Origin of the sequence: Pedobacter hartonius (assembly GCF_900107535.1) — a bacterium.
Taxonomy (GTDB): Bacteria; Bacteroidota; Bacteroidia; order Sphingobacteriales; family Sphingobacteriaceae; genus Pedobacter; species Pedobacter hartonius.
This window is the reverse complement of sequence record NZ_FNRA01000001.1, coordinates 156,376-182,730: the sequence shown is the minus strand read 5'-3', so window position 1 is coordinate 182,730 and position 26,355 is coordinate 156,376. Positions and strand designations below refer to the sequence as shown.

20 protein-coding genes are annotated in these 26,355 nt (G+C 44.5%); 13 read left to right on the top strand and 7 right to left on the bottom strand.

The genetic code is table 11. From position 1 onward, the window contains the following. Positions 1–22: 22 nt before the first annotated feature. Entirely contained in the window at positions 23–1,066 is a 1,044-nt protein-coding gene (locus tag BLW16_RS00830; RefSeq protein WP_090554264.1) for an NAD(P)-dependent alcohol dehydrogenase, read from the bottom strand. A gap of 150 nt (positions 1,067–1,216) precedes the next feature. Between BLW16_RS00830 and BLW16_RS00825 the strand changes: the two genes are divergently transcribed. Beyond that, complete coding sequence (locus BLW16_RS00825; protein WP_245735093.1) at positions 1,217–2,728, top strand: L,D-transpeptidase scaffold domain-containing protein; 1,512 nt, start codon at positions 1,217–1,219, stop codon at positions 2,726–2,728. A gap of 295 nt (positions 2,729–3,023) precedes the next feature. Here BLW16_RS00825 and BLW16_RS00820 read toward each other — a convergent pair whose 3' ends face one another. Further along, complete coding sequence (locus BLW16_RS00820; RefSeq protein ID WP_245735092.1) at positions 3,024–3,824, bottom strand: murein L,D-transpeptidase catalytic domain family protein; 801 nt, start codon at positions 3,822–3,824, stop codon at positions 3,024–3,026. A gap of 290 nt (positions 3,825–4,114) precedes the next feature. Between BLW16_RS00820 and BLW16_RS00815 the strand changes: the two genes are divergently transcribed. Further along, a complete protein-coding gene (locus BLW16_RS00815; RefSeq protein ID WP_175470448.1) occupies positions 4,115–4,735 on the top strand; it encodes an START domain-containing protein in 621 nt (206 codons plus the stop codon). Here the strand turns inward: BLW16_RS00815 and BLW16_RS00810 are convergent. Beyond that, positions 4,732–6,390 carry a MutS-related protein gene (locus BLW16_RS00810; protein WP_090554258.1) on the bottom strand — a complete coding sequence of 553 codons (1,659 nt, stop codon included), beginning with the start codon at positions 6,388–6,390 and terminating at the stop codon, positions 4,732–4,734. The two genes, BLW16_RS00815 and BLW16_RS00810, sit on opposite strands and share 4 nt — an antisense overlap. Before the next feature lie 476 nt (positions 6,391–6,866). Between BLW16_RS00810 and BLW16_RS00805 the strand changes: the two genes are divergently transcribed. The 7 genes from BLW16_RS00805 (at position 6,867) to BLW16_RS00775 (ending at position 15,761) form a co-directional block, all read left to right on the top strand. Beyond that, positions 6,867–8,960 carry a HEPN domain-containing protein gene (locus tag BLW16_RS00805; RefSeq protein ID WP_090554256.1) on the top strand — a complete coding sequence of 698 codons (2,094 nt, stop codon included), beginning with the start codon at positions 6,867–6,869 and terminating at the stop codon, positions 8,958–8,960. Further along, entirely contained in the window at positions 8,957–9,748 is a 792-nt protein-coding gene (cobA, locus tag BLW16_RS00800) for a uroporphyrinogen-III C-methyltransferase (RefSeq protein WP_090554254.1), read from the top strand. The genes BLW16_RS00805 and cobA overlap by 4 nt, the downstream gene beginning before the upstream one ends. A 9-nt stretch (positions 9,749–9,757) precedes the next feature. After that, on the top strand, positions 9,758–11,263 hold the full coding sequence (locus BLW16_RS00795) for a TSUP family transporter (RefSeq protein WP_090554253.1): 1,506 nt from the start codon (positions 9,758–9,760) through the stop codon (positions 11,261–11,263). A gap of 46 nt (positions 11,264–11,309) precedes the next feature. Further along, the gene (locus BLW16_RS00790; RefSeq protein ID WP_090554251.1) at positions 11,310–12,014 is read left to right on the top strand and encodes a phosphoadenylyl-sulfate reductase; all 705 of its coding nucleotides are present in this window, start codon (positions 11,310–11,312) and stop codon (positions 12,012–12,014) included. Positions 12,015–12,024: 10 nt separating this feature from the next. Then, complete coding sequence (gene cysD, locus BLW16_RS00785) at positions 12,025–12,930, top strand: sulfate adenylyltransferase subunit CysD (RefSeq protein ID WP_090554249.1); 906 nt, start codon at positions 12,025–12,027, stop codon at positions 12,928–12,930. Then, the gene (locus BLW16_RS00780; RefSeq protein ID WP_090554248.1) at positions 12,930–14,183 is read left to right on the top strand and encodes a sulfate adenylyltransferase subunit 1; all 1,254 of its coding nucleotides are present in this window, start codon (positions 12,930–12,932) and stop codon (positions 14,181–14,183) included. The genes cysD and BLW16_RS00780 overlap by 1 nt, the downstream gene beginning before the upstream one ends. A 285-nt stretch (positions 14,184–14,468) precedes the next feature. Continuing rightward, positions 14,469–15,761: a GntT/GntP/DsdX family permease gene (locus BLW16_RS00775; RefSeq protein WP_090554246.1), complete on the top strand. Its 1,293-nt coding sequence runs from the start codon at positions 14,469–14,471 to the stop codon at positions 15,759–15,761. Positions 15,762–16,060: 299 nt separating this feature from the next. Here the strand turns inward: BLW16_RS00775 and BLW16_RS00770 are convergent, their stop codons facing one another. Then, entirely contained in the window at positions 16,061–18,520 is a 2,460-nt protein-coding gene (locus BLW16_RS00770) for a TonB-dependent receptor (RefSeq protein WP_090554244.1), read from the bottom strand. Between the two features lie 436 nt (positions 18,521–18,956). Further along, positions 18,957–19,313 carry a response regulator gene (locus BLW16_RS00765; protein ID WP_175470447.1) on the bottom strand — a complete coding sequence of 119 codons (357 nt, stop codon included), beginning with the start codon at positions 19,311–19,313 and terminating at the stop codon, positions 18,957–18,959. 384 nt (positions 19,314–19,697) lie between these two features. Between BLW16_RS00765 and BLW16_RS00760 the strand changes: the two genes are divergently transcribed. After that, positions 19,698–20,477, top strand: coding sequence for a DNA-formamidopyrimidine glycosylase family protein (locus BLW16_RS00760; protein WP_090554242.1), 780 nt, complete (start codon positions 19,698–19,700; stop codon positions 20,475–20,477). A 97-nt stretch (positions 20,478–20,574) separates the two neighbouring features. Here BLW16_RS00760 and BLW16_RS23125 read toward each other — a convergent pair whose 3' ends face one another. Further along, positions 20,575–20,736, bottom strand: coding sequence for a hypothetical protein (locus BLW16_RS23125; RefSeq protein WP_175470446.1), 162 nt, complete (start codon positions 20,734–20,736; stop codon positions 20,575–20,577). Positions 20,737–20,858: 122 nt separating this feature from the next. On the opposite strand from BLW16_RS23125, the gene BLW16_RS00750 reads away from it, so the two are divergent. Beyond that, a complete protein-coding gene (locus BLW16_RS00750) occupies positions 20,859–21,146 on the top strand; it encodes a CBS domain-containing protein (RefSeq protein ID WP_090554239.1) in 288 nt (95 codons plus the stop codon). Between the two features lie 17 nt (positions 21,147–21,163). On the opposite strand, the gene BLW16_RS00745 is transcribed toward BLW16_RS00750, so the two are convergent. Further along, positions 21,164–22,567: a molybdopterin-dependent oxidoreductase gene (locus tag BLW16_RS00745; protein ID WP_245735091.1), complete on the bottom strand. Its 1,404-nt coding sequence runs from the start codon at positions 22,565–22,567 to the stop codon at positions 21,164–21,166. A 155-nt stretch (positions 22,568–22,722) separates the two neighbouring features. Here BLW16_RS00745 and BLW16_RS00740 point away from each other — a divergent pair, with 155 nt between their 5' ends. Together BLW16_RS00740 and BLW16_RS00735 are read left to right on the top strand one after the other, a co-directional pair. Further along, positions 22,723–24,462, top strand: coding sequence for an ABC transporter ATP-binding protein (locus BLW16_RS00740; RefSeq protein ID WP_090554237.1), 1,740 nt, complete (start codon positions 22,723–22,725; stop codon positions 24,460–24,462). Continuing rightward, positions 24,452–26,215: an ABC transporter ATP-binding protein gene (locus tag BLW16_RS00735; RefSeq protein WP_090554236.1), complete on the top strand. Its 1,764-nt coding sequence runs from the start codon at positions 24,452–24,454 to the stop codon at positions 26,213–26,215. The genes BLW16_RS00740 and BLW16_RS00735 overlap by 11 nt, the downstream gene beginning before the upstream one ends. Positions 26,216–26,355 lie beyond the last annotated feature (140 nt).

The following is a 26,355-nucleotide window of genomic DNA, read 5'->3' as shown; positions in this document are numbered from 1 at the left end:
TTTTTTAACCCCGGTGATCTCCTTACAGCGTAGCCATATCAATCACAAAACGATAGTGAACATCTCCGGCAAGAGTACGTTCGTACGCTTCGTTGATCTGATTGATGTTGATGATCTCTACATCAGATGTGATATTGTGCGCTGCACAGTAATCCAGCATTTCCTGGGTTTCTTTAATTCCTCCAACAAGAGAACCTACCAGGCTGCGGCGGCCAAAGATCAGTCCGGCGGGGCTCACTGTAGCAGGTACCGGCGGAACGCCTAATAGTACCATTACACCATTTGTTTTTAACAAAGCGAGGTACTCGTCATAATCATGTTCAGCTGAAACGGTATCGATGATAAAATCAAAAGTACCGGCAAGTTCTTTCATGGTGTCTTTGTCGGTGGTCAGTTTGAAGTGATCGGCACCAAGTTCTGCGGCATCTTTTTCTTTCTTTGGAGAACGGCTGAGCATTGTTACTTCGGCTCCCATAGATGAAGCCAGTTTCACTGCCATGTGGCCTAGTCCGCCTAAACCTACTACAGCAAGTTTATGGCCTTCTTTCACTCCCCAGTGGCGTAACGGAGAATACGTAGTGATGCCGGCACATAACAACGGCGCTACTTTTTCCAGGGGAAGTTTGTCAGAAACTGAAAGCACGAAATCCTGTGTAACTACGATATGGCTTGAATAACCGCCATAAGTAATGGTTTTTTTATCCTGCTCATAAGCATTATAGGTTTGCGTATGTCCGTTTTCACAGTATTGTTCCTGGTCATCTTTGCAGCTTTCGCAATGTCCGCAGGAGTCTACAAAACAGCCGACACCTACGGTATCACCTACTTTGAACTTGCTTACATTTTCACCTGCACGTGTTACAGTACCCACAATTTCGTGACCGGGAACTACCGGGTACATGGTTGCACCCCATTCGTTACGGGCCGTGTGGATATCAGAGTGGCAGACCCCACAGAATAAAATTTTAATCTCTACATCATCTGCTCCAGGCTCACGTCTGTCAAGCGCAAATGGGGCAAGCGGTTGTTCTGCACTTTCTGCAGCATAGGATTTTATTGATTTCATCGATTCAATTATTTTAGTTAGCGGCTAAATTACGGTAATTTAGTGTTCGAACATCAAACATTGAAATCAAAGATTTGTTTTTCTCGTTCTGTAAAACTTTATGTGACCAGGTGGTTAAACAATTTTGCTGAATTGATGTTGATAGGGCATATGGTTAGAAAATATCTCCTACTCGCTTTCACAATTGCATTTACAGTACAATCCTGTAAAAAAAGCCGTTCAGATCTGGGCAAAACCCTCTTTACTGAAACAGGGAACAAGGTGTTTAAAAATGTAGAGAATGAAGCCTTTGCTGAGGTCTTCCGGCAAACGCTCAAGGCGGAGCAACCCGGTTTGAGTCAGCCAAAGCTGATTGCTGCTTTTTATGAAAAGAATGAATATGAACCGGTAATCGTTCTTCAGCATGTAAAACAAAAAGGGTTGCAGCAGCTGCTGACCTATTTTGACCGCGCTGCGGAACATGGTTTAAACCCTGAGCTTTTCAAAGCGAAGGAATTAAAAGAGCTGACAGACAAGCTCTATGATAAAAAAGGAATTCAAACCACTGAAGACGCTTACCGCGATATTGCCAGACTGGAAATACTGGCGGCCAATTCACTTCTTCAGTATAGTATTGCCCTTCAGTATGGCGTGGTAAGTCCGAAAAGGATTTATGCTGCATATTTTACCGATACACAACGGCCCGACAGTAATTCCCTGAACCGTATTTTCGCGATCAGAGACCTGAAGGTTTACCTGGATAGCATACAACCCGCGAATGAGCAGTATCTCGCCCTGCAAAAGGCCCTGAAGGAAGGTAAAGCCGCGCCGGGCATCACCGCAGCGGAAACACAGAAGATTCTTAAGGTGAACCTGGAAAGATTAAGATGGAAGAACAAACCTCAGGAGGATAAATATGTGATCGTGAATATCGCCGATTTCAGGTTGGATGTCATGGAGAAAGGGAAGTCTGTGCTGAATATGAAAGTATGCGTAGGAGAAGGACGGAACAAGGATTTTACGGATAATATACAGGAATATGATGAGAACGACCTGAAAAAAGACCGGCCTTTTTCAAGGGAGACCCCACAGTTAAATAGCATGATCCACAGTGTGCAGGTAAACCCGGTTTGGAATATTCCGGAGAGCATTGCCAGTAAGGAGATTGTTAAATCTGCCGCGGAAGACCGTTATTACCTGGCAAACCACAACATTGATGTGTTTGAAAACGGAAAGGTCGTTGAAGATCCGGAAGAGATTGACTGGACCAGCGGTAATCCTGGTAAGAAATACCGGTTTAAACAGCGCCCGGGAGAGGATAATTCTTTAGGGAAGATCAAGTTTCTTTTTAATAATCAAAGTGCCGTTTATTTGCATGATACTCCCGCGAAGGCCGCATTTAAACAGTCTATGCGGGCAGTGAGTCACGGATGTGTACGTTTGGAAAAACCGCTTGATTTTGCGCACGCGCTTTTTGGCGACGGAGCAAAATATGAGCAGATCAAAAAGCAAATGGAAGATACTGTTGCGGTAGCAACGAATATTTCTTTACCAAAAAAGGTTCCTGTTTACCTGACTTATTTTACTGCCTGGGATGACAGCGGCACTATTCAGGTAAGAAAAGACGTATACGGACTGGACATTGTCCTGTACACCTATCTGCAAAAAAGAGGGGCTATTTAATGCTCCTTACATGATAAGGAGAAGGCACCTGCTAAACTAATTGACCTGTCTGTATAGGGGGCATTTGTTATCGTTGCTTTGCCGATGCTTCTTCGGGTTTCCTTCTCTATGAGTCCGGCATAGGTCCCCCAAGCGAACGAGGCTAGACCGAGTTTAGGGCTTAAACTCGGTCTAGCCTCGTTCGCTGGACTGACGTACCTCGGACTCATAGAGAAGGAACAAGCCAGAAGCACCGGATAGAGGGCGATGTATTACCGCTTATCTGGCTGTAGATTACCTCTTGTCTGGCTGTAGCTTAGATCTTTGCTGTTAACAGTGTATCTTTTACTTTCATGATACTGTCCCTGCTACCAATGATGCTATTTGCTGCAAGGTGTGTATCCAGGTATTTCGAAGTGTAAGACTGGGTACTTCCGTTAATGAAGATCACAGTTTTACCTTCTATGGTATTGATCACCAGGTTTGCAAGTTCAGGGGCAACTGCAGGGCAACCCTGACTGCGTCCGAGTCTTCCTAACTGGTTAATTGTTCCCTGACTCACATAAGGTGCACCATGGACAACGATAGAGCGCTTGCGGGCATTTGAATTGTAACCTTCATCCATACCGTCCAGGCGTAATGAACGGCCGTGTTTACCAGTATAGATCTCAGCCGTTACATAAAATCCCAGGCTGCTTTCGTAAGAGTCATTTTCATCGGAAAAGCGTGTAGCAAGGTCATCGCCACTGCGTGAACCATGGGCAACCCAGGTATTGAGCAGCAGGGAGTCTTTATTCAGATCGATGATCCACAAACGTTTCTTTGTACTGTTCTGATCCATATCTGCAATGGTAAGAATTGACTTCTCCGCAGATATTTTTCCGCTGTTCTTCAGGTTATAGAACCCTGTTAATGCTTTTTCGAAAACCTCAGGTCTTAAACCTGCCTGTTCTAAATGTGCTCCATTATAGATTTTGCTGACATGCAAATTGTACAATGAATCTTCAGTAACGATTTTAGCTGGTGTAATCGTATTGGATGATGGAACCCAGCTAATGATGGTCAGTGCAAGTGTACTAAAAATTATTCCTGCTCCGCCTAAAAGGTATTTTCTCATAGAATTTGGTTTGGGTGCTATGTGTGATACGATAATTAGGTAGTTTTTTGCTTCAGATAAACTTAAGATTTTGGTGAGGGTTTTTAGATTTTTGTTAAACAAATATACAACAATGTTACAAACAAAAAAAATGCATAAAATATAATTACGCGAAGATGACGTAGTTAAAACCTTTAAATTCAGCTTGAAAAAAGGATTTTGCTTAATTTTGATGCCCGATTAGATTTAAACCTGATTACGTAAAAATTATGTGTCGTTCAGCCTCCGTATATTCCCTGTTTTTAATTATATTGTTCTTTTTTTTAGGTTTTAATCCCTCCCTGGCCCAGGAGAGCTGGAAGTTGTCCGCGCAGCACGAGGGAATTGATGTATACACCCGTCCGGCTTCAAATCCAAAGCTCAAAGCGATCAGGGTGGTATGTAATATGCAGGCCACTAACTCTCAGTTGCTGGCGGCGATTATGGACATTGAAACCTGCAGCGAATGGGTTTACCACAGTAAGAAGAATATCATGATCAAACAGATCTCCCCGCTGGACCTGATCTATTATTCAGAACTTGATGTGCCCTGGCCATGTGAGAACCGGGATTTTGTGGTTCATATCCAGGTGCAGCAGCACCCGCAGACAAAAGTGATCACCGTAAATTCTCCCTGCATTCCCGGTTATGTACCCGAAAAGGACAAGATCGTGAGGATTCCCCATTCCGTTGGAAACTGGACGATCACTCCATTGGGCAAAAACCAGGTGAGGGCAGAATATGTACTGGAAGTAGATCCGATGGGAACCATACCAGCCTGGTTAATCAACCTGTTCGCCACAAAAGGGCCACTGGAAACATTCAGGAACCTGAAAGTACACGTTCAGAAAGATAAGTATAAGAACACACATTATCCTCAGATCGCGGATTAACCCTGCATCAGCAGGTCTACAGTAGCGTTGGCATCCCTAATGATCGATGCAGGATAATCATTGATTTCCAGGATCTTAATGGCATTTCTTGTTTTCAGCGGGCCTTTTTTGATGGTATGGTCAAAGATGAGTTCCTGTTCTTCCACGGTTTCCGAAAAATGGTAAAGGTCATATTCCGTTTTCAGCAGCTCATTCAGTTCAGTGTCATGGGTGGAAACAAATACAAGATTGTTGTTTTTAGCAAGATAGGAGAGGATCGCTTTTCCGGCAGACACCCTTTCAATGGTGTTGGTACCTTTGAAGATCTCATCGAGGATAAAAAAGCAGGGTTCAGCACTGCCTGATTCCCCTATAAATTCTTTGATGATCCGCATCTCCTCAAAATAATAACTCTTTTCTTCCAGCAGGCTGTCCGCCACGGTGATAGAGGAGAATATCTTTGAATAGGGCATCTCAAACCTGTTTGCCAGACAGGTATACAGCGTTTGGCCCAGGATCATATTGATGCCTACAGAACGGATGAAGGTAGTTTTGCCAGACATATTCGAGCCGGTCAGCAACAGGTTCTTCTGCTCAAGATGAAGGTCATTCGGGACGCAGTTTGCTATCAGAGGATGTTTAATTCCCTCCGCTTCCAAACCGCTGCCGGTACTGAAAACCGGTTTGCAATATTCATCCAGGGATGACCTGAACGCCGCGATGGATATTGCGGTATCTACCGTACCGATAAATTTGAACAGATCTTTCATCTCTTTCTTTTTCTCCCTCAGCGAGCCGATAATGGAATAAAAGGAGATGATCTCAATATTGAAGGCTATTTTGAGCAGCTCGAAGACCAGGAAGCCAACCACGGCAGCATCCCCTTCTGCCATGTTATCCAGTTTAACCCCTATCATCTTTCTTTTCAGCGGTGTCAGTTCCCTGATGAGCCCGGCGGTATGCGGAAAATGTGCACTGATCCTTTTGTCTGCATCCAGGTTCTTTGCCGTTTCAAATGCTTTAAGAAATTCCCCGAGCGAGGAGGTATGTACACTTACATTGTTTTTATTCCAGTAATGAATGCCGGAGTTGATGATGAATACCGCACCAAAGGCCAGGAATGCAGTCGGGTAAAAGAAACCGGCGAAAAGCAGGATCACATTCAGCAGCGTCAGCAGATAAACCAGGGGCATAAAGTCCGGACGGTCTATCTTTTTTGCATAGATCAGATCCTGGAAATAATAAGAATCATTTTTCTCCAGTTTCTGCAGGGTAAGTTGTGTATCCAGCCTTAATTCTTCATCCTGACCGATCAGTTCTGCAAATGCATCCTGGATCAGCAGGTCTTTGGGATCTTTATCTATGGTGCGCAGCCTTGCATAGAGAAACTGCTGGCCCACCCTGGACACTGTGCGGTCTACCAGTTTAAAAACCTCATTGAGGTACAGGTCTGTTGCAATCTTATCCGAGATCAGCTGCAGTTTATCGGCTGAATCTGCAATGGTATTCAGAAAATAGTTCTCCACGGAATCCAGGTCTATATACCTGCTGTTCTTTGCCTGCCCCCAATCCCTCCTCAGGCTTTCCCGCTTTGACTTTGCGGACAGCTTTTTATATGAATAACTCAGAAAATAGATGAGCGCTAAGGCAAGAATGATATAAGCTACGATCTGCATGGATTCAGGATAATATGAAAAGATGCGAAATTTAAATAAAAAATAAATAGCAGGGCAGGGAAATCAGTAAACCGGCGGCCGCTGCTTTACTAAATCGCATGAATTTGCAGTACAGATCATCAAATCTTAACATTGATTTCATATTGGCCTGGTATGTTTGTAGCAAAGTAAATATTTGGTTAGTATTTCCTTGTTAAGGTTTAGTTGATATAAGAGACAACCCGGATGGATATCCGGGTTTTTCTTTTTTTTAATTCAGCTTGCTCCACCAGGTGTTTTATAAAGAACTGGTCTAAATAATACCCCTCAGGATACTGAAACCCATACTTTCAGCATTTTTATCAAAAAAAATTGATGTATATTTTGTCATTTTTTTACATTAATAACGACCACTTCTATATAGAATGTATATATTTGAACTATAGAGACGTTACAACATCTCTCAGCAAAACATTTCCTAACCAAGATTTATTGAAATGCAGAGTTTTAGAACGGAATTTGAAAATCCGATAGTAGAAAAAGATATTATAGATCTTGAGCAAAAGATCCGTGCTTTTCGTGAAGGAAAAATTCACGATGAAAAGTTCCGAAGTTTAAGGCTTGCACGCGGTGTTTACGGACAGCGTCAGCCCGGAGTACAGATGGTGCGTATCAAATTGCCGTTTGGAAAGATTACTTTCCAGCAGTTATTGCGTATCGCAGATGTGTCAGATGAGTACGGAAGCGGAAACCTGCACCTGACTACCAGGCAGGACATCCAGATCCACTATGTGAGTCTTGACCGTACACCTGAACTGTGGGCAGAACTGGAACGCGATGATATTACCTTACGTGAAGCTTGCGGAAATACCGTGCGGAATGTAACTTCTTCTCCAGATTCGGGAATCAATCCTGATGAACCATTTGATGTTTCACCTTATGCGCAGGCAGTATTTAAATACTTTTTGCGTAATCCAATATGCCAGGAAATGGGCAGGAAGATCAAGATCTCCTTCTCCTCCACTGAAAAGGATACGGCGTTCAGTTATATCCATGACCTTGGTTTTATTCCAAAGATCAATGAAGCAGGCGAGCGCGGTTTTAAAGTAATGTTTGCCGGCGGACTGGGAGCACAACCCTTCCTTGCAAGTGTTACCCATGAATTCCTCCACGAAGACCTGATCATTCCTTATACAGAATCTGTGCTGCGTGTTTTCGACCGTTATGGCGAAAGAACCAACAGAAATAAGGCAAGGATGAAATACCTGGTGCAAAAACTTGGCCTTGAAGAAGTGAACCGCCTGGTTGCGGAGGAAGTCATCGCCAATAAATCAAAAATATTTAAAATAGATACAGGTACAGTTCCATTGCCTGCTTTCCCTGCACCGGTTGCCGGCACAGAAGGCAAACCTGCGGATGAACAGCATTATCAGCAGTGGCTGGATACCAACGTTTTCGAGCAAAAGCAAAGCGGCTTTTATGGCGTATACATTAAAATACCAAAAGGTGATATCAAAACTGATAAAGCCAGGATATTTGTTGAAGCCATTCGTCCTTATGCGGCAGACGAGATCCGTATCACCCAGAATCAGGGATTGTTATTGAAATTTGTAAGAAAAGAAGCACTGCTTCCACTTTACAATAACCTGAACGAGCTGAATTTTGCCGTTCCGGGATTCGATAGCGTCGCAGATATCACTACCTGCCCGGGCACGGATACCTGTAACCTGGGTATCTCCAACAGCATGTCACTTGCTGTAGTATTAGAGAACGTGATCCATGATGAATATCCGGAGCTGGTCTATGAAAAAGATCTGAAGATCAAGATCAGCGGGTGTATGAACTCCTGCGGACAGCATGGACTGGCGCATCTCGGTTTTCACGGCAGTTCTGTGAAAGCAAATGGTAAAGTTGTTCCTGCGGTACAGGTGATGATCGGTGGAGGAACAGTAGGCAACGGAGAAGGCAGGGTGGCTGAGCGTGTGATTAAAGCACCTACCAAACGTGCTCCCGCTGTGTTACGTGCTATTCTTGATGACTTCGCCGGTAATTCTGCTGAGGAGGAAAGCTTCCACCAGTATTATGATGCAAAAGGAAAAGATTATTTCTACCAGTTGCTGAAACCTATTGCTGACCTGAGCACTTTACAGGACCATGAATATGTGGACTGGGGACATGAAGAGACTTTTGAAACTGCTATTGGCGTAGGGGAATGTGCAGGTGTAGTGATCGACCTGGTGGCTACGCTTTTACTGGAAGGTGAAGAGAAACTGCAATGGGCCGGAGAGGCCTTCGAAAGAGGAGCATGGTCTGACGCCATCTATCATTCTTACAGTGTACAGGTAAACACTGCGAAAGCATTGTTACTGGATAAAGGCGTAAACAGCAGTACACAAATCGGTATCATCAGGGAATTTGATACACATTTTATTCAAACCGGAGAAGTTGTATTGCCGGAAAGTTTTAGCGATTTTGTACTGAAGATCAACAAAAATGAACCTACTGAAGACTTTGCGATCACTTATCTGAACCAGGCAACTGAGTTCTATAAACAAATGAAAGCGAAAAGGGGCGTTGAGGTCAACTCATGATACAGCCGGCTAAAAGAAAAATAAGGGAACCCCTGATCACGCTGGTTGGCGCTGGTCCGGGTGATCCTGAACTGATCACCATGAAAGGCGCAAATGCGCTTAAAGATGCTGATGTAATTTTATACGATGCCCTGGTGAACGAGAAAATACTAGACTATGCTTCTGCAGATGCCATAAAGGTATATGTGGGCAAACGTTCCGGCGAACATTCACATTCACAGGATGCAATGAATAAACTGATGGTAGATTATGCCCTCAACTATGGCCATGTTGTGCGTTTAAAAGGGGGCGACCCATTTGTATTCGGCCGTGGTTATGAGGAGCTGAATTTTGCTGCCAGCTATAGTATTCCTGCAAAGGTGGTACCCGGATTATCGAGTTCCATCTCAGTACCCGGCTTACAGCAGATCCCTGTTACACACAGGGGTTTAAGTGAAAGCTTCTGGGTAGTGACAGGCACAACGGTTTCCGGAGCCATCTCAAACGACCTCTATGAGGCGGTGCGCACAAAAGCAACCGTTGTGGTGCTGATGGGTTTAAACAAGCTGAAGGAAATTGTGAAACTTTATCAGCAGGAACATAAGAATAAACTGCCTGTAGCGGTCATCCAGAGCGGTTCTACCGACAACGAAAAACTGGCTATCGGTATTGTAGATACGATTGTAGAAGTAGTGGAGGAAAAAGGGATCGGTGCGCCGGCGATTCTGGTATTTGGCGAAGTAGTTTCGCTGCATCCCCAGTTTCAGCCGATCAGGGATTTTTTTGCGGCAATTAAAGAAGAGTTATAGTTTAGGAACGTGGAATTAAAAGGTAACCAGTTATTTCCTGTTTTTTTAAAGCTTAACCAGTTGCATACGGTGATCATTGGTGCAGGCCCTGTAGGCCTGGAAAAGCTAACGGCTGTGCTCACACAGAGTGAGGATGCAAAAGTAACGATAATTGCTGAAGTGATCTGTAATGAAGTGGCTGAAATGGCTGCAGGATTAAGTCAGATCACGTTATTCAAAAAGAGCTATGCAGCCCCGGATCTTCTTCAGGCAGATCTGGTGATCGCTGCTACCAACAATAATGTATTAAATGAAGAAATCAGGCGTGATGCCCATGCCTTAAAGTTACTGGTGAATGTGGCGGATAAGCCTGATCTCTGTGATTTTTATCTGGGTTCAATTGTGAAGAAAGGGGATCTGAAGATCGCCATCTCTACAAATGGTAAATCACCCACGGTTGCCAAAAGATTAAAAGAACTGTTCAGTGAGGCTTTGCCGGCTGAGCTGGATATTACACTGCAGCAAATGAGTCAATTCCGTAATACTTTAGAAGGAGATTTCAGCGCAAAAGTTAAAAAGTTGAATGAAGTAAGCGCTGTACTGGTTGAACAGGAGTTAAATGTTCAGCCAAAGGCAGCAATACAGCCGGAGTATGTTAAACAGACATTTCCTAAATTCAGATGGTTGTTATGGCTCACGATTATTTTATCTATTACTGTCCTGATTGTCGTGTTCTGGCAAAGGGAACCGCAATTCCAGGCCTATGTAGCGGAAATCAACCCGATGTTCTACTGGTTCCTTGCAGGAGGGTTTGTCTTTGCAATGGTTGACGGAGCGATAGGCATGTCTTACGGGGTAACGTCTACAGCTTTTTCCCTGTCCATGGGAATTCCACCGGCCTCGGCCAGTATGGGTGTCCATCTTTCGGAAGTGCTCAGCTGCGGCATCGCCGGCTGGATGCATTACCGCATGGGCAATATCAACTGGAAGCTTTTCAAACTGCTGATTATTCCGGGAATTATAGGTGCTGTTTCCGGTGCTTATCTTTTATCATCGCTGGAACATTACAGTGCATATACCAAACCCTTTGTTTCATTCTATACCTTAATTCTGGGCTGGGTAATCCTTAAGAAAGCATTTAATAAGGCGCCTAAACATAAAGACGGTAAGATAAAACGAATCGGACTTTTAGGCTTGGGCGGTGGTTTTATTGATGCTGTAGGCGGTGGCGGATGGGGTTCAATTGTGTTGTCCAGCCTGATCGCAGGCGGAAGAAATGCAAGGTTCTCTCTGGGGACGGTAAAGCTTACACGTTTTTTTATTGCCCTGCTGAGCTCACTTACCTTTGTCACGATGTTAAAGTCGGCACACTGGGAAGCGGTAGCCGGTCTGGTGATCGGCAGTGCACTGGCATCCCCGATAGCGGCGAAGGTTTCTAACCGGATCTCTGCGAAGAGCATTATGGTATCTGTAGGGATTATTGTGATCCTGGTGAGCCTGAGAAGCATCGTCTTGTTTATTTTAAAAGTTATATAACAATTATAGTCTGATGGTTTCATAACCACTGAAAAAATACATGCTAATGAAAGAATACCTGGAAGAAATAGCCCTGCAGATAAAGGACATGGGACCTGTAGAGGCCATAGGTTTCCTGGCGCAAAAATTTCCCGGACAAATTACTTTCTCTACCAGCTTTGGCTGGGAAGATCAGGTGATCACTGATATGATATTTGCCAATGATATTCCTGTGAGGGTTTTTACGCTTGAAACCGGCCGTTTATTTCCCGAAACTTATTATGTTTGGAACAGGACACTGGAAAATTATAATAAGCCGATCCATGCTTACTACCCGGACGTAGCTGCGCTGGAAGAAATGGTGTCTGAAAAGGGGCCGAGCAGCTTCTATGAATCGGTGGAAAACAGGAAGGAATGCTGTCATATCCGTAAGATCGTTCCCCTGAAAAGGGCTTTGAGCGGCAATAAATTGTGGGTAACGGGCATCAGGGCAGAGCAGTCCTTAAACCGCCATGATATGTCAAACCTGGAATGGGACGAGGGCAACCAGCTGGTTAAATTTCACCCGATATTTGACTGGAGTTTAGAGGATGTTAAAGCATATATAAAAAAGAATAATATTGTATACAATACGCTTCATGATCGTGGATTTCCGAGCATAGGCTGCGCTCCCTGCACAAGGGCAGTTCAGCCGGGTGAGGATTTCAGGGCCGGCCGCTGGTGGTGGGAAGATCAATCGAAGAAAGAATGTGGTTTGCATGCCACACAATAATGTAAAGCACATGAGTAAATATAACTTAGATTATTTAGACGAATTAGAAGCAGAAGCAATTCATATTCTGCGTGAGGTAGCCGGGCAGTTTGAAAAGCCGGCTCTGCTGTTTTCTGGCGGTAAAGATTCAATCACCCTGGTAAGACTGGCTGAAAAGGCCTTCCGCCCGGGTAAGTTTCCTTTTCCGCTGGTACATATTGATACCGGTCACAACTTTGAGGAAACAATTACGTACCGGGATAAAATGGTGGAGCGCTTAGGTGAAAAGCTGATTGTTGGTTATGTACAGGATTCTATCAACGAAGGTAAGGTGATCGAACAAAAAGGAAAGAATGCCAGCAGGAACTCCCTGCAGACGGTTACTTTACTGGATACGATTGCCAAACATGGTTTTGATGCCTGCATCGGTGGTGCCAGAAGAGATGAAGAAAAAGCAAGGGCCAAAGAACGGATTTTCTCGGTAAGGGACGAATTCGGACAATGGGACCCTAAACGCCAGCGCCCTGAACTCTGGAACATCTATAACGGAAGGATCCACAAAGGAGAGAACGTAAGGGTGTTTCCGATCAGTAACTGGACGGAACTCGATGTATGGAATTATATCCGCAGGGAAAAAATGGATCTTCCTTCGATCTACTTTGCCCATAAAAGGGATACGATTACAAGAAACGGACAACTGATGGCGGCATCACCATTTCTGAATATGGACGATGCTGATGTGGTGACAAACCGCATGGTGAGGTTCCGTACCGTAGGGGATATGAGCTGTACCGCAGCTGTTGAATCTGAAGCTGATCAGATTGATGACATTATTGAAGAAATCAGCGCATCAAAAATAAGTGAACGTGGGGCCCGCCTGGACGATAAAGTGTCGGAAGCAGCAATGGAAGACCGCAAAAAAGGAGGATACTTTTAATGAACATACTTAAATTTTTTACCGCAGGAAGCGTTGACGACGGGAAAAGTACCCTAATTGGCCGTTTATTGTACGACACAGGCTCCATTCTGGTGGATCAGCTGGAAGCGCTGCAAAACTCTAACCGCAAAAATGATGACGGCTCTATTGACCTTGCCATCCTGACTGACGGATTACGGGCAGAGAGGGAACAGGGAATCACGATTGATGTGGCCTATAAATATTTCCAGACCGGGAAACGCAAGTTTATCATCGCTGATACGCCCGGACATATCCAGTATACCCGTAATATGGTTACCGGTGCCTCAACAGCAAATCTGGCTATCATATTGATTGATGCCCGGAATGGCGTTGTAGAGCAAACTATCCGTCATTCTTACCTCGTATCCTTACTGGGTGTAAGCCATGTAGTGATCTGTATCAATAAGATGGATATGGAAGGCTACAGCGAAGAAGTATACCATAACATTACTGAAAAATATAAAACATTACTGGCGGCTAACCTGAAACTGAATGATGTTACGTTCATTCCGGTAAGTGCTTTAAAAGGAGATAACATTGTTCATCTTTCTGAGAACATGCCATGGTATAAAGGAACGAGCCTGCTGGATTTCCTCGAAACCGTTGAAGTAACAGGTAACCAGACATCAGACTATGCGAGGATGCCTGTACAGTGGGTAATCAGGCCACAGACTGATGAACTGCATGACTACAGAGGTTATGCAGGGAGGATCCTGAGCGGAACGTTTAAGGTAAATGATAAGGTGACAGTGCTGCCTTCAGCCAGTAGCTCCGTGATCTCTAAAATAGAGGTTTTTGACAAGGCACCGGAAGAGGTGACCGCAGGAATGTCTGTTACATTGCACCTTAAAGACAATATAGACATCAGCAGGGGCGATGTACTGGTGAACTCTGCCTATTTGCCACAGCGCTCTCAATTGATAGAGGCTGATCTTTGCTGGATGGATAACAAACCAATGGACGATACCATCACCTATTTCTTACAGCATAACAGTAAGCTGACCAAATGTAAGGTCCGCGAGATTATGTACAAAGTGAATATCAATACGCTGGAAAAAGAAGAAGCTTTTGAATTTAAGCTGAACGATATCGGCCGCGTGGTGATCAAAACAGCTGATGAGCTGGCTTATGACCTGTATTCGGAGAATAAGGCCAACGGATCTGCGATTCTGATCGACAGCCGGACTAACCTCACTGTTGGTGCACTGATGTTCAGGGCTATCGTAGAATAATATCTCTTTCACCTGTGTAGCCTGAGATTTCCTGGCTTCGCTGAAAAAAAGAATCTCTCTTTCGATGCTGACAGCTGCTGAAGCGCAGCTGAAGGCATCGAAAGAGAGATTCTTTTTTTTGGAGCTTATCCTGTAGCATGGCGGCTGGGCAGCGTTCGTCTATATGACGTTAAAATGGCCGGTTTCCATCCCTCCCTGCTGGGAATAGTAAATGGCTTTAGCAGGATGTTGGTTTTTTAAGGAAATTTGAGTTATCTTGAAACGAAATAACCAAATATCAATTCAATGGATTTACTCTTTGTCCTCGCCGGTATCGTCATTCTGCTGATCCTTATTCTTAAAAAAGTAAATCCTATGCTTTCCCTGCTGATCGTTTCGGTGCTTACAGGGTTAATGTTAGGGCTTCCGGTGCAAAAAGTTATGACTTCGGTCACCAATGGCATCGGCAGTACGCTGGGTGGAATGGTGATGGTACTTGCGCTTGGCGCAATGGTGGGTAAACTGGCAGAGGACAGTGGTGCGGCTAAAAAGATCGTGTATGTGCTGATCAGAGTTTTCGGAGTTGGAAATATACAGTGGGCGGTATTGCTGACCGGAGTTCTTGTTGGCATTCCTTTATTTTATAATGCAGGGTTTGTGGTGCTGATTCCACTGGTGTTCAGTATTGCGGCCGCTGTCAAACTTCCCAAATTGTATGTCGGCATTCCGATGGCTGCAGCATTATCTGTTACGCATGGTTTCCTGCCGCCACATCCGGGGCCGGTAGCACTGGCCAGTATCTTTCATGCAGACATCGGCCGGACATTGATCTATGGTCTTGTGCTGAGCCTGCCGATAGCAGTGATCGCAGGGATCTTCTTTCCGCGGTCGATCATTAAATTACCGGTGCAGGAAGGGCAACGCGGTCAGCTTGATTTGGCTGAAGACGCAGGACTGCCTTCAGCGCTCAAAAGTTTCATCATTGCGCTGTCCCCCATATTTTTTATTGCAGCAGGCACAATTGGCGGACTGTTTAGCACAAACCCTATAGCAAAAAACGTGTTTAGCTTTATCTCCGATCCAACGATGGCCCTGCTCTTTGCCATCATTATTACCCTGCTGATCCAGAATATTCCTGTGCAAAAAGCAATGGATTCCTGTGCAGAGGGCGTTAAAAGTGTGGCGATGATCATCCTGATCATTGCTGCGGGAGGTGCTTTCAAGCAGATCCTGGTGGATAGCGGTATCGGGGAGCAGGTGAAATTACTGACAGCTGATGTACCCGTCTCTCCGCTGTTCCTGGGCTGGCTCATTGCTGCCGTTTTAAGGATCACGCTGGGGTCAGCTACCGTTGCGGCTTTAACTGCCTCCGGAATGGTCATCCCTTTTGTTACTGCAGGGGCTTCAGCAGAGTTAATGGTACTTGCCGTAGGTGCCGGAAGCCTGATGTTATCTCATGTGAATGATACAGGATTCTGGATGTTTAAAGAATATTTTAATCTGAGCCTCAAAGAAACTTTTAAAACATGGACGATGATGGAAAGCCTGATCTCGGTTCTTGGGTTGATCGGTGTACTGATCCTGAATTACTGGATATGATCTCCTGCTGGTCAACGCCTGCTGAAAATGTTTAACGGATCAGGTCATCAATTTGAGGAGCAGAGTCAATCCGTAAAAATACATACAGTTATGCCCAAATAATAATATGCTTCAAAAATGATAACAGTCTGATTTTTATAAATTTAAGGGGTCTTTAAAAAAGAAACGGGGATAATCCAGTTGAATTATCCCCGTCATCTAATTAACGCTCTCCTATACATAAGCGTTTAAAGACGTATATTATTGTATGGACTGCAAAATATTTTTAAAAATATTTAATTAGTTGCATATTCATAACGCTAGTTGCCCGACTTAACTCTTTTCTGCTCGGCATCAGCTCCTGTTGTATGCGCCCTGACTGCCTTGACAAGGCTGCTTCCGAAATTATAGCTAAAAGTTAACCTGAATATTCTGCTTTCCTGTTTCTGGTACAGCTGGTAATCCTGGCTGGGTATGGCACTTGTCACCCTTGCTTTTGCCCAGTTGAACAGGTCGCCGGCGGCAAATTTAAGGTTGGCCCGCTGGTTGGCGAAGGATTTGCTCAGGCCCAGGTCAATGCTGTAAATAGGTTTTACTGCATAGGTCCCATATACCTGTGCCGACTGATAATTGGCTGAAAGTTCTGCATGGATTGCCGGCGTTAAGGTAAACGTATGTATACTGCTGAGCAGGTAAGTTGTCTTTCCGCTGTGAAAAGGGGCTCCCAATAAGTCCGGACTATTGAAGCTGGTATAATAGAGGGTTCCGTTGTTCGTTGTGTTCCACCATTTACTGATGGTCACCGGCATGCTTACATTGAAGTTGAAAGTGTGCTGGGAAGCCAGGTTCTGATCTTTTATGATCAGGGTTTTTGCAACGGTATCTGTAATGAGGGTAGTGGTGATCACATCACTGGTATGGCTGTATCCTACGGTCGCATTGAGGATTTTTTTATAACCATAGGTAAACTCGAATGCATTGGTATACTGAGGTTTTAGCAAAGGATTGCCCTGGTTATAGGTATACAGGTCAGCGAAGTACAGGAAGGGATTCAACGACTGATAATCCGGCCGGTCAATTCTCCTGCTGTATGAAAGCCCGATGTCATGCAGTTCAGATAGCTTTTGTCCCACAGAAAGGCTGGGAAAAAGATTGAAATAGTTTCGTTCCACCTTCTGCTGTACAGTGGGGGAATTCCCTTCTGAGTGTGTCAGCTCTCCGCGTAGTCCAAGCACAATGTTTGTGGCAGCAAATTCCATGCTGGTACTGGCGTATACAGCATTTACAAATTCTTTGTAAATGAATGTATTGCTTCTGGAAAGATCATTGAACCAGTTGCCGTTCTTCAGATTATCAAACTGAAAATGGTTGTCTGTACGTACACTGCTGCTTTTGATGCCGGCTTCTAATTTGCTTTTATCGCTAAGCGGATAAACATAATCTGCCTTTCCTGTCCATATTTTTACCGTCGAGGGCGTCGCATTCCTGAAGATCAGCGGATCTTTAAATGACATACCCGAACCGTTATAGAAGTAGTTATTGTATGCGGTCTCATTGTTATTCTGAAATTTTGAATAGTCTATATCTGCGCTGAATTCCTGACCGCTGGTGTCAATCACTGATTTGTAATTGAGATTGTAAGCCTGGTTTTGGAGAGAACTGCGCCCTGGATTTGAAGCCAGAATAGTGGAATCTGTAGCTGAAGGACGATTCCCGATGTTGGTTCTGTTATCAGTTAAGGAGGTGTTGTGATTGGTATATCCATTGAATACAAAACCCAGTGTATTTTTGTCATCAATGAAATAATCGAGACCCGCTTTATAACTGTGGTTCTTTCTGGTAGTGACCTCCCTTGCCTGCTGATCGAAATAGCTTTTCTCCCCGGCGGAAGTATTGCTGCGGTTGACTTTCAGGTCTTCAAAATCCCTGTTGTTTAACAGGTCATAATTTCCAAAAATGTTCAGGCTTTTTGTTCTGTGATTGATGGTCAGTCCGCCATTGCTCTTGTAGTACCTGCCATAACCAAAGCCAGCTGTAACGTTGCCGTTTGTTCCATAGTTATCATTCTTTTTCAGCTTGATATTGATGATGCCTGCGCTTCCGGAAGCATCATATGCAGATCCGGGCTGGCTCATCAGTTCAATGCGCTGTATGGTATTCCCGCTGGTAGATCTCAGCAGGTTGGCCAGCTGCCCTGCTGAGAGATAGGTAAGCTTGCCATTGATCATCACTTCTACACCGCTTTTACCCCGTAAACTGATGCGGCCATCCTGGTCGACGGTTACGCCGGGAGCTTTTGCCAGTATTTCCATTGCAGATTTGCCCGCCGCCAGGATGCTGCCCTCTACATTCACAATCATCTTCCCGTTCCTGGTTTCTACTAATGGTTTCTTGCTGGTGATATTTACTGCATTCAGCTGTTTAGTTTCGGCAATCAGGACCAGGCTGTTCAGTACAAGGGGCTTGTCGCCGGTTTTTATGGTGATCGGATCGCTAAATAGCTTTTTGTATCCGATCCATTCTACCGAAACAAGGTAAATGCCTGATACCAATTCTTCGAAGAGAAAATCGCCCTCTGCCGTGGTTAAAGTTCTTTTAATAACTGTGGAGTCGGAGGACTTGTACAAACAGACCGTTGCATAAGCGGCGGCGGTTTGCTGCCCGTCAAGTACCCGGCCCTTTATTGTTCCGGCTTTATTCCTGTTTTGTGTATAGGCACTCACCGTATTCAGCAATTGTAACGCTATGAGGAGTAATAAAAGATTAGATGGTTTTTGCATACAGGCCTTAATGGTTTACAATTTAAATCCTCAATTTTTACTAAATTAAATAGTTGAATAATTTTGAAAGAAACTTTAACATCTTTTAACAAAAGTTAATATTTATAGAATCATGTTATTATTGTGTTCTATTGATTATTTTTTGTTATTCATCAAAACAAATTTTTTTAATATTGTCCAAAGGGTGTTAGTTTTACTTTTAATTAATAATTGTGTGATGAAAATGGTTCCGGAGGCGAATGGTTTAACTGTACCTCTCAAGGCCTGTTCTTTTGATTAAAAACCAGCTGTGCCGAATGATATTTAAGATCAACAGATTTGTGGTTTAGGTGTGAATTTGTAAAGCAAATCTGCCAGGAAAGGCCGGCTATGGCCGGCATTTCCATTTGTTTATTTACAGTAGGGTTATCAACAAGCTGTGTGGATAAGATGTGAGTTACTGTGGATAAGTGTACTGCTGCAACACCTTGAACAGATGTTCCAGGTCAAATGGTTTTGCAATATAATTATCGAATCCTGCTTTGGTATATTCATGATGAATTTGAAGGCTGCAACTGAGTGCCACTACAGGAAGATAAGGGAATCTACTCTTGATTTTTTTGCACACGGCGATGGATTCTTCACCAGAAATCCTGAAGTCAAGTAATACGATATTGGGATTGAAGTCAATGATTTTTGGGATAACGTCATCATAATGAATAACGGGCAATACTTTGTACCCTGCCTCCTCTAAAATTATGGTCATAGTTTCGAGAAGATCCAAATTGGTATCCTGAACAATCACTTTTCTCATTCCAATAAAAATTAAAATCAAAAAATGATGTTTTGAGAGCATTTTATGATGTATTCTAAATATACTAAAATAGTAGAAAATAATGCCTGTAAATCATTTCTTTTACCAAATTATATTTAAGCGCGTAGTGATATAGTTCGACCTGGCAACCGGTTATTTTAAGGGCATTCTTTAATATTTGCTGTTGGCTTCTGTAAGCTGGGTGTGAGTTGGGAAAGGATTAACGTTATCTTATGGGTGTTAACTCATCCTGATCTTCTCCCAACTTACACCCAGCTCACAGAAGCTGGCCGCGGCGAATGGGAAGAGGCTTTTCATTAAATGGAAGTGGTCAAAACTTTTAACATGTATTTTAGGTTATCATAACGTTAATTAACTACCGACATGCCTGAATTACCAGATCTAGAAGTTTTTAGCCACAACCTGAGCAGTCAGCTCAAAGGAAAACAAGTAAAAGAAGTTCTTGTTCCAAATACAAAAAAAATAAACGTTTCAGCAAAGGAACTGCAGGAGGCTATTGATCAGCAAAAGATTGAAAAAATATACCGCAGGGGTAAAGAAATCTATTTTGAATTTGAGAACAAAGCACTATTGAGCCTGCATATGATGCTGAACGGGGAACTCCATATATCTAAAGAAGAAGAAGTCCCAAAGTATGCGATCATCAGGTTAGGTTTTAAAGGTGGGCTGAATCTTACCTTAACAGATTTCAGGGGACTGGCCAATGGCACATTAAATCCTGAAGCTGACAATACCCCTGATGCGCTTGCTAAAGAAGTGAATACACAATTCTTTCAGGAGATACTGGCGAATAAAAAAGCGGCTATTAAAAACATTCTGCTGGATCAGCATGTGATCCGTGGAATCGGCAATGCCTATGCAGATGAAATTCTTTGGGAAGCGGGCATTTCTCCATTCTCGGCGGCAAATAAAATTCCGGGTTCTAAATTGAAAGCACTGTCTAAAGCTGTCCGCCACGTGCTGGAAAATGCGGTGAAACAAATCCAGGGCAGCAAGCCGGGCCTGATTAGTGGTGAAGTACGTGATTTCCTGAAGATCCATAACCCAAAGAAAACACATAGTCCCTCAGGCGTACCGATTCAGGTGAAAAAAACAGGCGCCAGAAAGACCTATTTTACAGATGAACAGGAAACATTTACATAACAGCGTGCTGATAAAACGAAGTTCAGAAGCTGGCAGTACCTGCTATTTTTTGTACAATTTCTGACAATTTGTGCAGTAAAAAGTTCTCCGGTAGGTTTTACCCACATGTTTCCTGTGGGAAGGACGATGGCAGCGCAGGCAGGTCTTTAGCAGGTTTCAGTGCGCTGACTTCAGTTAATGGCTGCACCCTGGTCCGGTACAATACTTCATTTTTTATAATGTTCTCTCTTAAAATAACAACGGATGGTCCTTCCGGCATAACAAATAGATTATTCTGTTGATTTTGAGTAGCAGGAACAAAGATCCGGGTCAAAAGTTTCATAATCATCACCTGTCGAACAATCTGGGTATTCCGTTGTTAAACCTAAAACACAAAGAAAAATGGATCCATTTAATATCATAGTTAATCTCGACGGTCAGAAATTTGACCTTAACATACATCCGCAGGAATCAGGGGTTTTTAAAGTCCTTTATCATGGAGGATTAGTCGGGGAAATTCATACAGATGACCGGGAGAGCTGGAGGGCAACTTCAATAAAAGACCTGGATCCGGAGCTTGAATTACCCATGTATGAATATGACGGTTCTATTGATGATGTCCGTATCATTCTTGAAGGGGAGCATGCGCAGCAGATCGGCAGGGCCATAGCAGACTACCAGGGAGGATAGTGGCCGGCAGGGGCTTGTTACAGGCCTGAATAATAGTCATAACCCTGTTCTGCCCAGTAATCGCGCGGACGCTGGTTACTAAAAGTGATTGTCCCAATCCTTTTTAGATTTTTAATGCCATATTTGACCGGTACAATCAGGCGAAGGGGTGCTCCGTGTTCCATCGTCAAGGGCTGATCGTTCATTTCGTAGGCAAGAATGGTCTGGGGATGCATGGCGCTGTCCCTGTCAAGCCCAACATAGTAGCCCCCGTTTGGAGTCTGTAAGCCCACATAGTCCATTAACGCCTGTTCATTCAGATGGTAGTGTGCAATCAGGTCTGTGAACTTTACTCCGGCCCAGTGCTGGATCTGGTCCCAGCCCTCTACACATTTAAAATCGAATATGATCTCGGTTTTTGGCAGTGACCTGATTTCTTCAATGCCAATATCAAAGGTCTCGGTCCTGCTTTTTACTACTGACAGTTTCCAGTTTGCGGTGTTATAATCTGCGTCGTCGCTTCCGATATTACTGTTCACCCTCACCTTTTTTGCGGCCATCGCCTTTGGATAGGTCTTTACCGTATGGTTATCACTAAAGAGCCTCCTGAAGACAAGCTCAGTCTGGTTCAGTGCGCGCCTGAGCGGCTTTCTGGCAGCTGCGGTGATGGAAGGTGTCTCTGCCGGGGAATTGTACAGCCATTTCCATCCGCCATATGCGGCCAGGCCGCCGGCAAAGAATGTCCCAAAGGCGATGAAACTCCGCCTGTTGATTTTCGGGTCTGCGGCATTATCCGCCTGTGGTGTAACCTCAAAACCGGCTACCGCTGATCTGAAATTGTTCCATCCCGCCAGTGTAACCTGCACGACATGGATGACGAAAAACAACAAATAGTCGATGGTTAGGCTGAAATGCAGGATTCTGGCCAGGTGATAACCTCCGCATAACCAGGTTAACCAGTAGAACTGTACAGGTTTGTAAATCGCCAGCCCTGTCAGCACTGAGCCAAAGCCCATGAGGACAATAGCCGTATACGATATTCTCTGGGCAGCATTGTATTTATCTTGCGGCGGCGCCGTACTGCGGATATGGAGATCGTGCAGTAGTACCTGCCATGCTTCTCTGAACGAGTTCCGCTGAGGCAGCAATGCTTTCCATTCTCCCGAGATCAGCGTATACAATACATAAAAAATGCCGTTGAGGGTAAAGAACCACATAAACAGAAAATGAAATGCCATACCTTCGGCCAGGCGGTAGGGGATATGCAGCAGATCATAAATCCATTTGGGAAAGAAACGGACAAATGTATGCCCGAACAGTGTAATCGTATAGTGATCATTTGCCCAATAGATGAGCAAACCGCTCCATATCATGATAAACAATATGGGGAAATTAACCCAGTGTGTCCAGCGCATCGCCAGACTGTGTTTTTCTTTGATCATTTTTTAAAAATATTTTCCGGCCGGTTGAATGTGATGAACGTATATTTTTAATATTAACGTATAGGATATAATGCTGGTTTTAAAAACTGATAATTCAGTAAGTTAATAAAAATTTATAACTTCATCAGCTTAGCTGTAAACCCTGTTACATAAAAATGAAACTACCACTCAGTGCTCAAAAAAAGAAGTCTCCGGGGATCTTCAGTCTGCTGAAACCTTATTCGCTTATGGTTGCCCTCTTAATCCTTTTTGCCCTGATGAGCAATGGATTGAACCTGTGGCTCCCCAAACTGATCGGACAGGGAATTGATGCGTTTAACAACGGAAATTTCGCCTACAAGCCGCTGCTGATCAAGTTCAGCGGCCTGGCTTTCCTGATCTTTATATTTACCTATCTGCAGGGAATAGCACAGACCTATACTTCAGAAAGAGTGGCGCGTGACCTCCGGACGAGGATCGCGCTAAAGATCTCTGCTCAGAGTTTTGCCTTTATTGAAAAGACGAACCCATCAAAACTGCTTACCAACCTGACTTCGGATGTGGATTCCATTAAGCTTTTTGTCGCACAGGCCATCGCTTCTATTGTTTCTTCCATTTTTATCATTTTCGGCGCCAGTATACTCCTGCTCAGTATCAACTGGAAGCTCGGGCTGACCACGATCGCTATTATCCCGATTATCGGCGGTGCGTTTTATCTCGTTCTGCGAAAAGTAAAAGCCCTGTTTAAAAAAAGCAGGGAGGTGATCGACTGGCTCAACAAAGTGATCAACGAAAGTATCCTGGGTTCGGCACTGATCCGGGTGATCAATTCACAGCAATTGGAATATGATAAGTTCTTTGATGCCAGTAACCGCGCTAAAGATATCGGGCTGAATATCCTGCGGCTCTTCGCATGGCTGATACCCATTATTGTATTTACGGCGAATATGGCCGGACTAACCATACTGGCCTTAGGGGGGCATTACGTGATCTCCGGCAGCATGACCATCGGTGATTTTGCCGCCTTTAACAGTTACCTGGCCTTACTGATCTTCCCCATCCTGGTGATCGGCTTCATGAGCAATGTCATCGCACAGGCCACGGCATCTTTTGCAAGGATCGGCCAGGTGCTGGATACTGAGGACCTGCCCGAAACGGGCACGCTGACCAGCAGCCTCAGCGGAGCGATTGAGATCAAAAACATCACGATCAGTTATGGGCAGAAATCTTTATTAAAAGATATATCCTTTAGTGTAAACCCAGGTGCGAGGACTGCCGTGATTGGCCCCACTGCTGCCGGTAAAACCCAGCTGCTGTACCTGCTGACCGGTCTGATTCCGGCAACAGCGGGAGAGATATTGTATGACGGACACCCGATTGCGGAATACCAGTCCGAAACCTTTCACAGCCAGGTAGGCTTCGTATTCCAGGACAGCATTATGTTTAACATGAGCATACGTGAGAATATCGCATTTAGTGATACCGTAACCGATGAATCGCTGGCAAAAGCAATTGTCACGGCCGAACTCAGAGACTTTGTGGATACACTTCCTGAAGGGCTGAATACGAAGGTTTCGGAACGGGGACTCAGTCTCTCCGGCGGACAAAAACAGCGGATCATGCTGGCACGTGCGCTTGCCTTAGATCCAAAGATCCTGCTGCTGGATGATTTTACGGCGAGGGTAGACCCACAGACAGAATCAAAGATCCTGGCAAACATTGGCAATAATTATCCCGGATTAACGCTGATATCTGTAACACAAAAAATTGCCGCTATAGAACATTACGAACAGATTATCCTGCTGATGCAGGGCGAAATGCTGGCAGCAGGCACACATGCTGAACTGATGGGCAGCAGCCCGGAATATGTGCAGATCTTTAACTCCCAACAAAGTACCAGTAATTATGAATTATAATTTAAACAGTTTACCTGCCGGCAGGGTAAAAAGTTCTACCTGGTCGGGATTAAAAAGCCTGCTGAAACTGGTAGAACAGGAAAGAAAAAAACTGGTGCTGGCCGTTTGCGCCATTCTGCTGAATTCCTCCCTGAACTTACTGGGGCCGTATCTGATCGGACATACGATTGATAAATATATCCAGACTAAAGAATACCATGGGGTACTGGTGTTTTCAGGAATACTGTTCAGCATGTACACCGTAGCCTTTGTAACCAGTTATTTCCAGACCAACCTGATGGGCGGGGTAGGGCAGCGCATTATTTTTGAGCTGCGGAATACCATCTTTAATAAGATCCAGCAACTGCCTGTTGCATTTTTTAACGAAAACAAGGCCGGAGACCTGATATCGAGGGTAAACAATGATACCGATAAACTGAGCCAGTTCTTCTCACAGTCCCTGATGCAGTTCATCGGCAGTATTGCTACCATGATCGGCGCGGGGATATTTTTGCTGATCATTAATTTTGAACTTGGTTTGGCCACGCTGGTGCCTGCAGTGTTCATTTTACTTTTTACCAGGAGCATGTCGCCCTGGGTAAAACATAAAAATGCCCTGAACCTGGAAAGTACCGGGGGTATGAGTGCCGAAATACAGGAAAGCCTGAACAACTTTAAAGTGATCATCGCCTTCAACCGCCGCGATTATTTCAAAAAAAGATTCGATCTCGCAAATCAGGAAAATTACCGAAAGGCAATAGGCGCCGGACTGGCCAACAACATCTTTTTGCCGGTATTCGGGTTGTTTTCATCTATCGCACAGCTTACCGTGCTTTCCTTTGGTATCTATCTGATCACAAAGGGTAATTTTTCCATCGGACTGCTGGTCAGTTATCTTTCCTATGCCACTAACTTTTACAATCCCCTGCGCCAGCTGGCAACGCTCTGGACAAGTTTCCAGGTTGCCTTAGCGGGCTGGGACAGAATCTCGCAGATCCTTTCCCTCAGTACCAACCTCGTGACCATCCATGACGGGACAGCAGAGGATCAGCATGCGCCGCTGCTGGAATTCAGGAACGTACACTTTGGTTACCAGGGGGGATTTGAGATCCTGCACAACATCAGCTTCTCTATGGAGAAGGGAAAAACCTATGCCCTTGTAGGCCCTACCGGCGGCGGAAAAACCACTACAGCTTCGGTCATGGCGCGCCTTTACGATCCGCTTCAGGGAACGGTATTGCTCAAAGGCAGGGACATCCGCAGTTATACCGACGGGGAGCGTGCAGAAAAAATAGGTTTTATCCTTCAGGAACCTTTTCTGTTCACCGGAACAGTGCGTGAAAACATACTGTACAGCAATGCCAGGTATCATGGCTTTACAAATGAGCAGTTTCTTGAGATATTGAAAGAAGCGAAGCTGGAAGGCCTGCTGGCTACATTTGACCAGGGACTGGAAACGCCGGTACTTTCAGGAGGTGAAAGCCTTAGCATCGGGCAGAAACAGCTGATTGCTTTTATGCGCGCCGTTCTTCGCCAGCCCGAGCTGCTGATCCTTGATGAAGCAACAGCTAATATTGACACGATCACAGAGAAGCTGCTGGGGCAGATCCTGGATAAGCTGCCAAAGGAGACTACGCTGGTGGTGATTGCCCACCGTTTAAATACGATTGAAAATGCCGATGAGATCTATTTTATCAACTCCGGTGAGCTGAGCCCTGCGGGTTCGTTTAGAGAAGCTGTTGATAAACTGATGAGCGGAAAAAGGCTGAGTTAGCTGCTGTTCTCCTGGTTTCCACGGTGCCAAGGCAAATTCACCTGCTGTTGATGAGTAAAATAGCGTATTATTTTAGAGATAATTGGAAATTATTTAGTTAAATTCATAATTTCCCGCATTATTCCAATGGAAGAACGGGA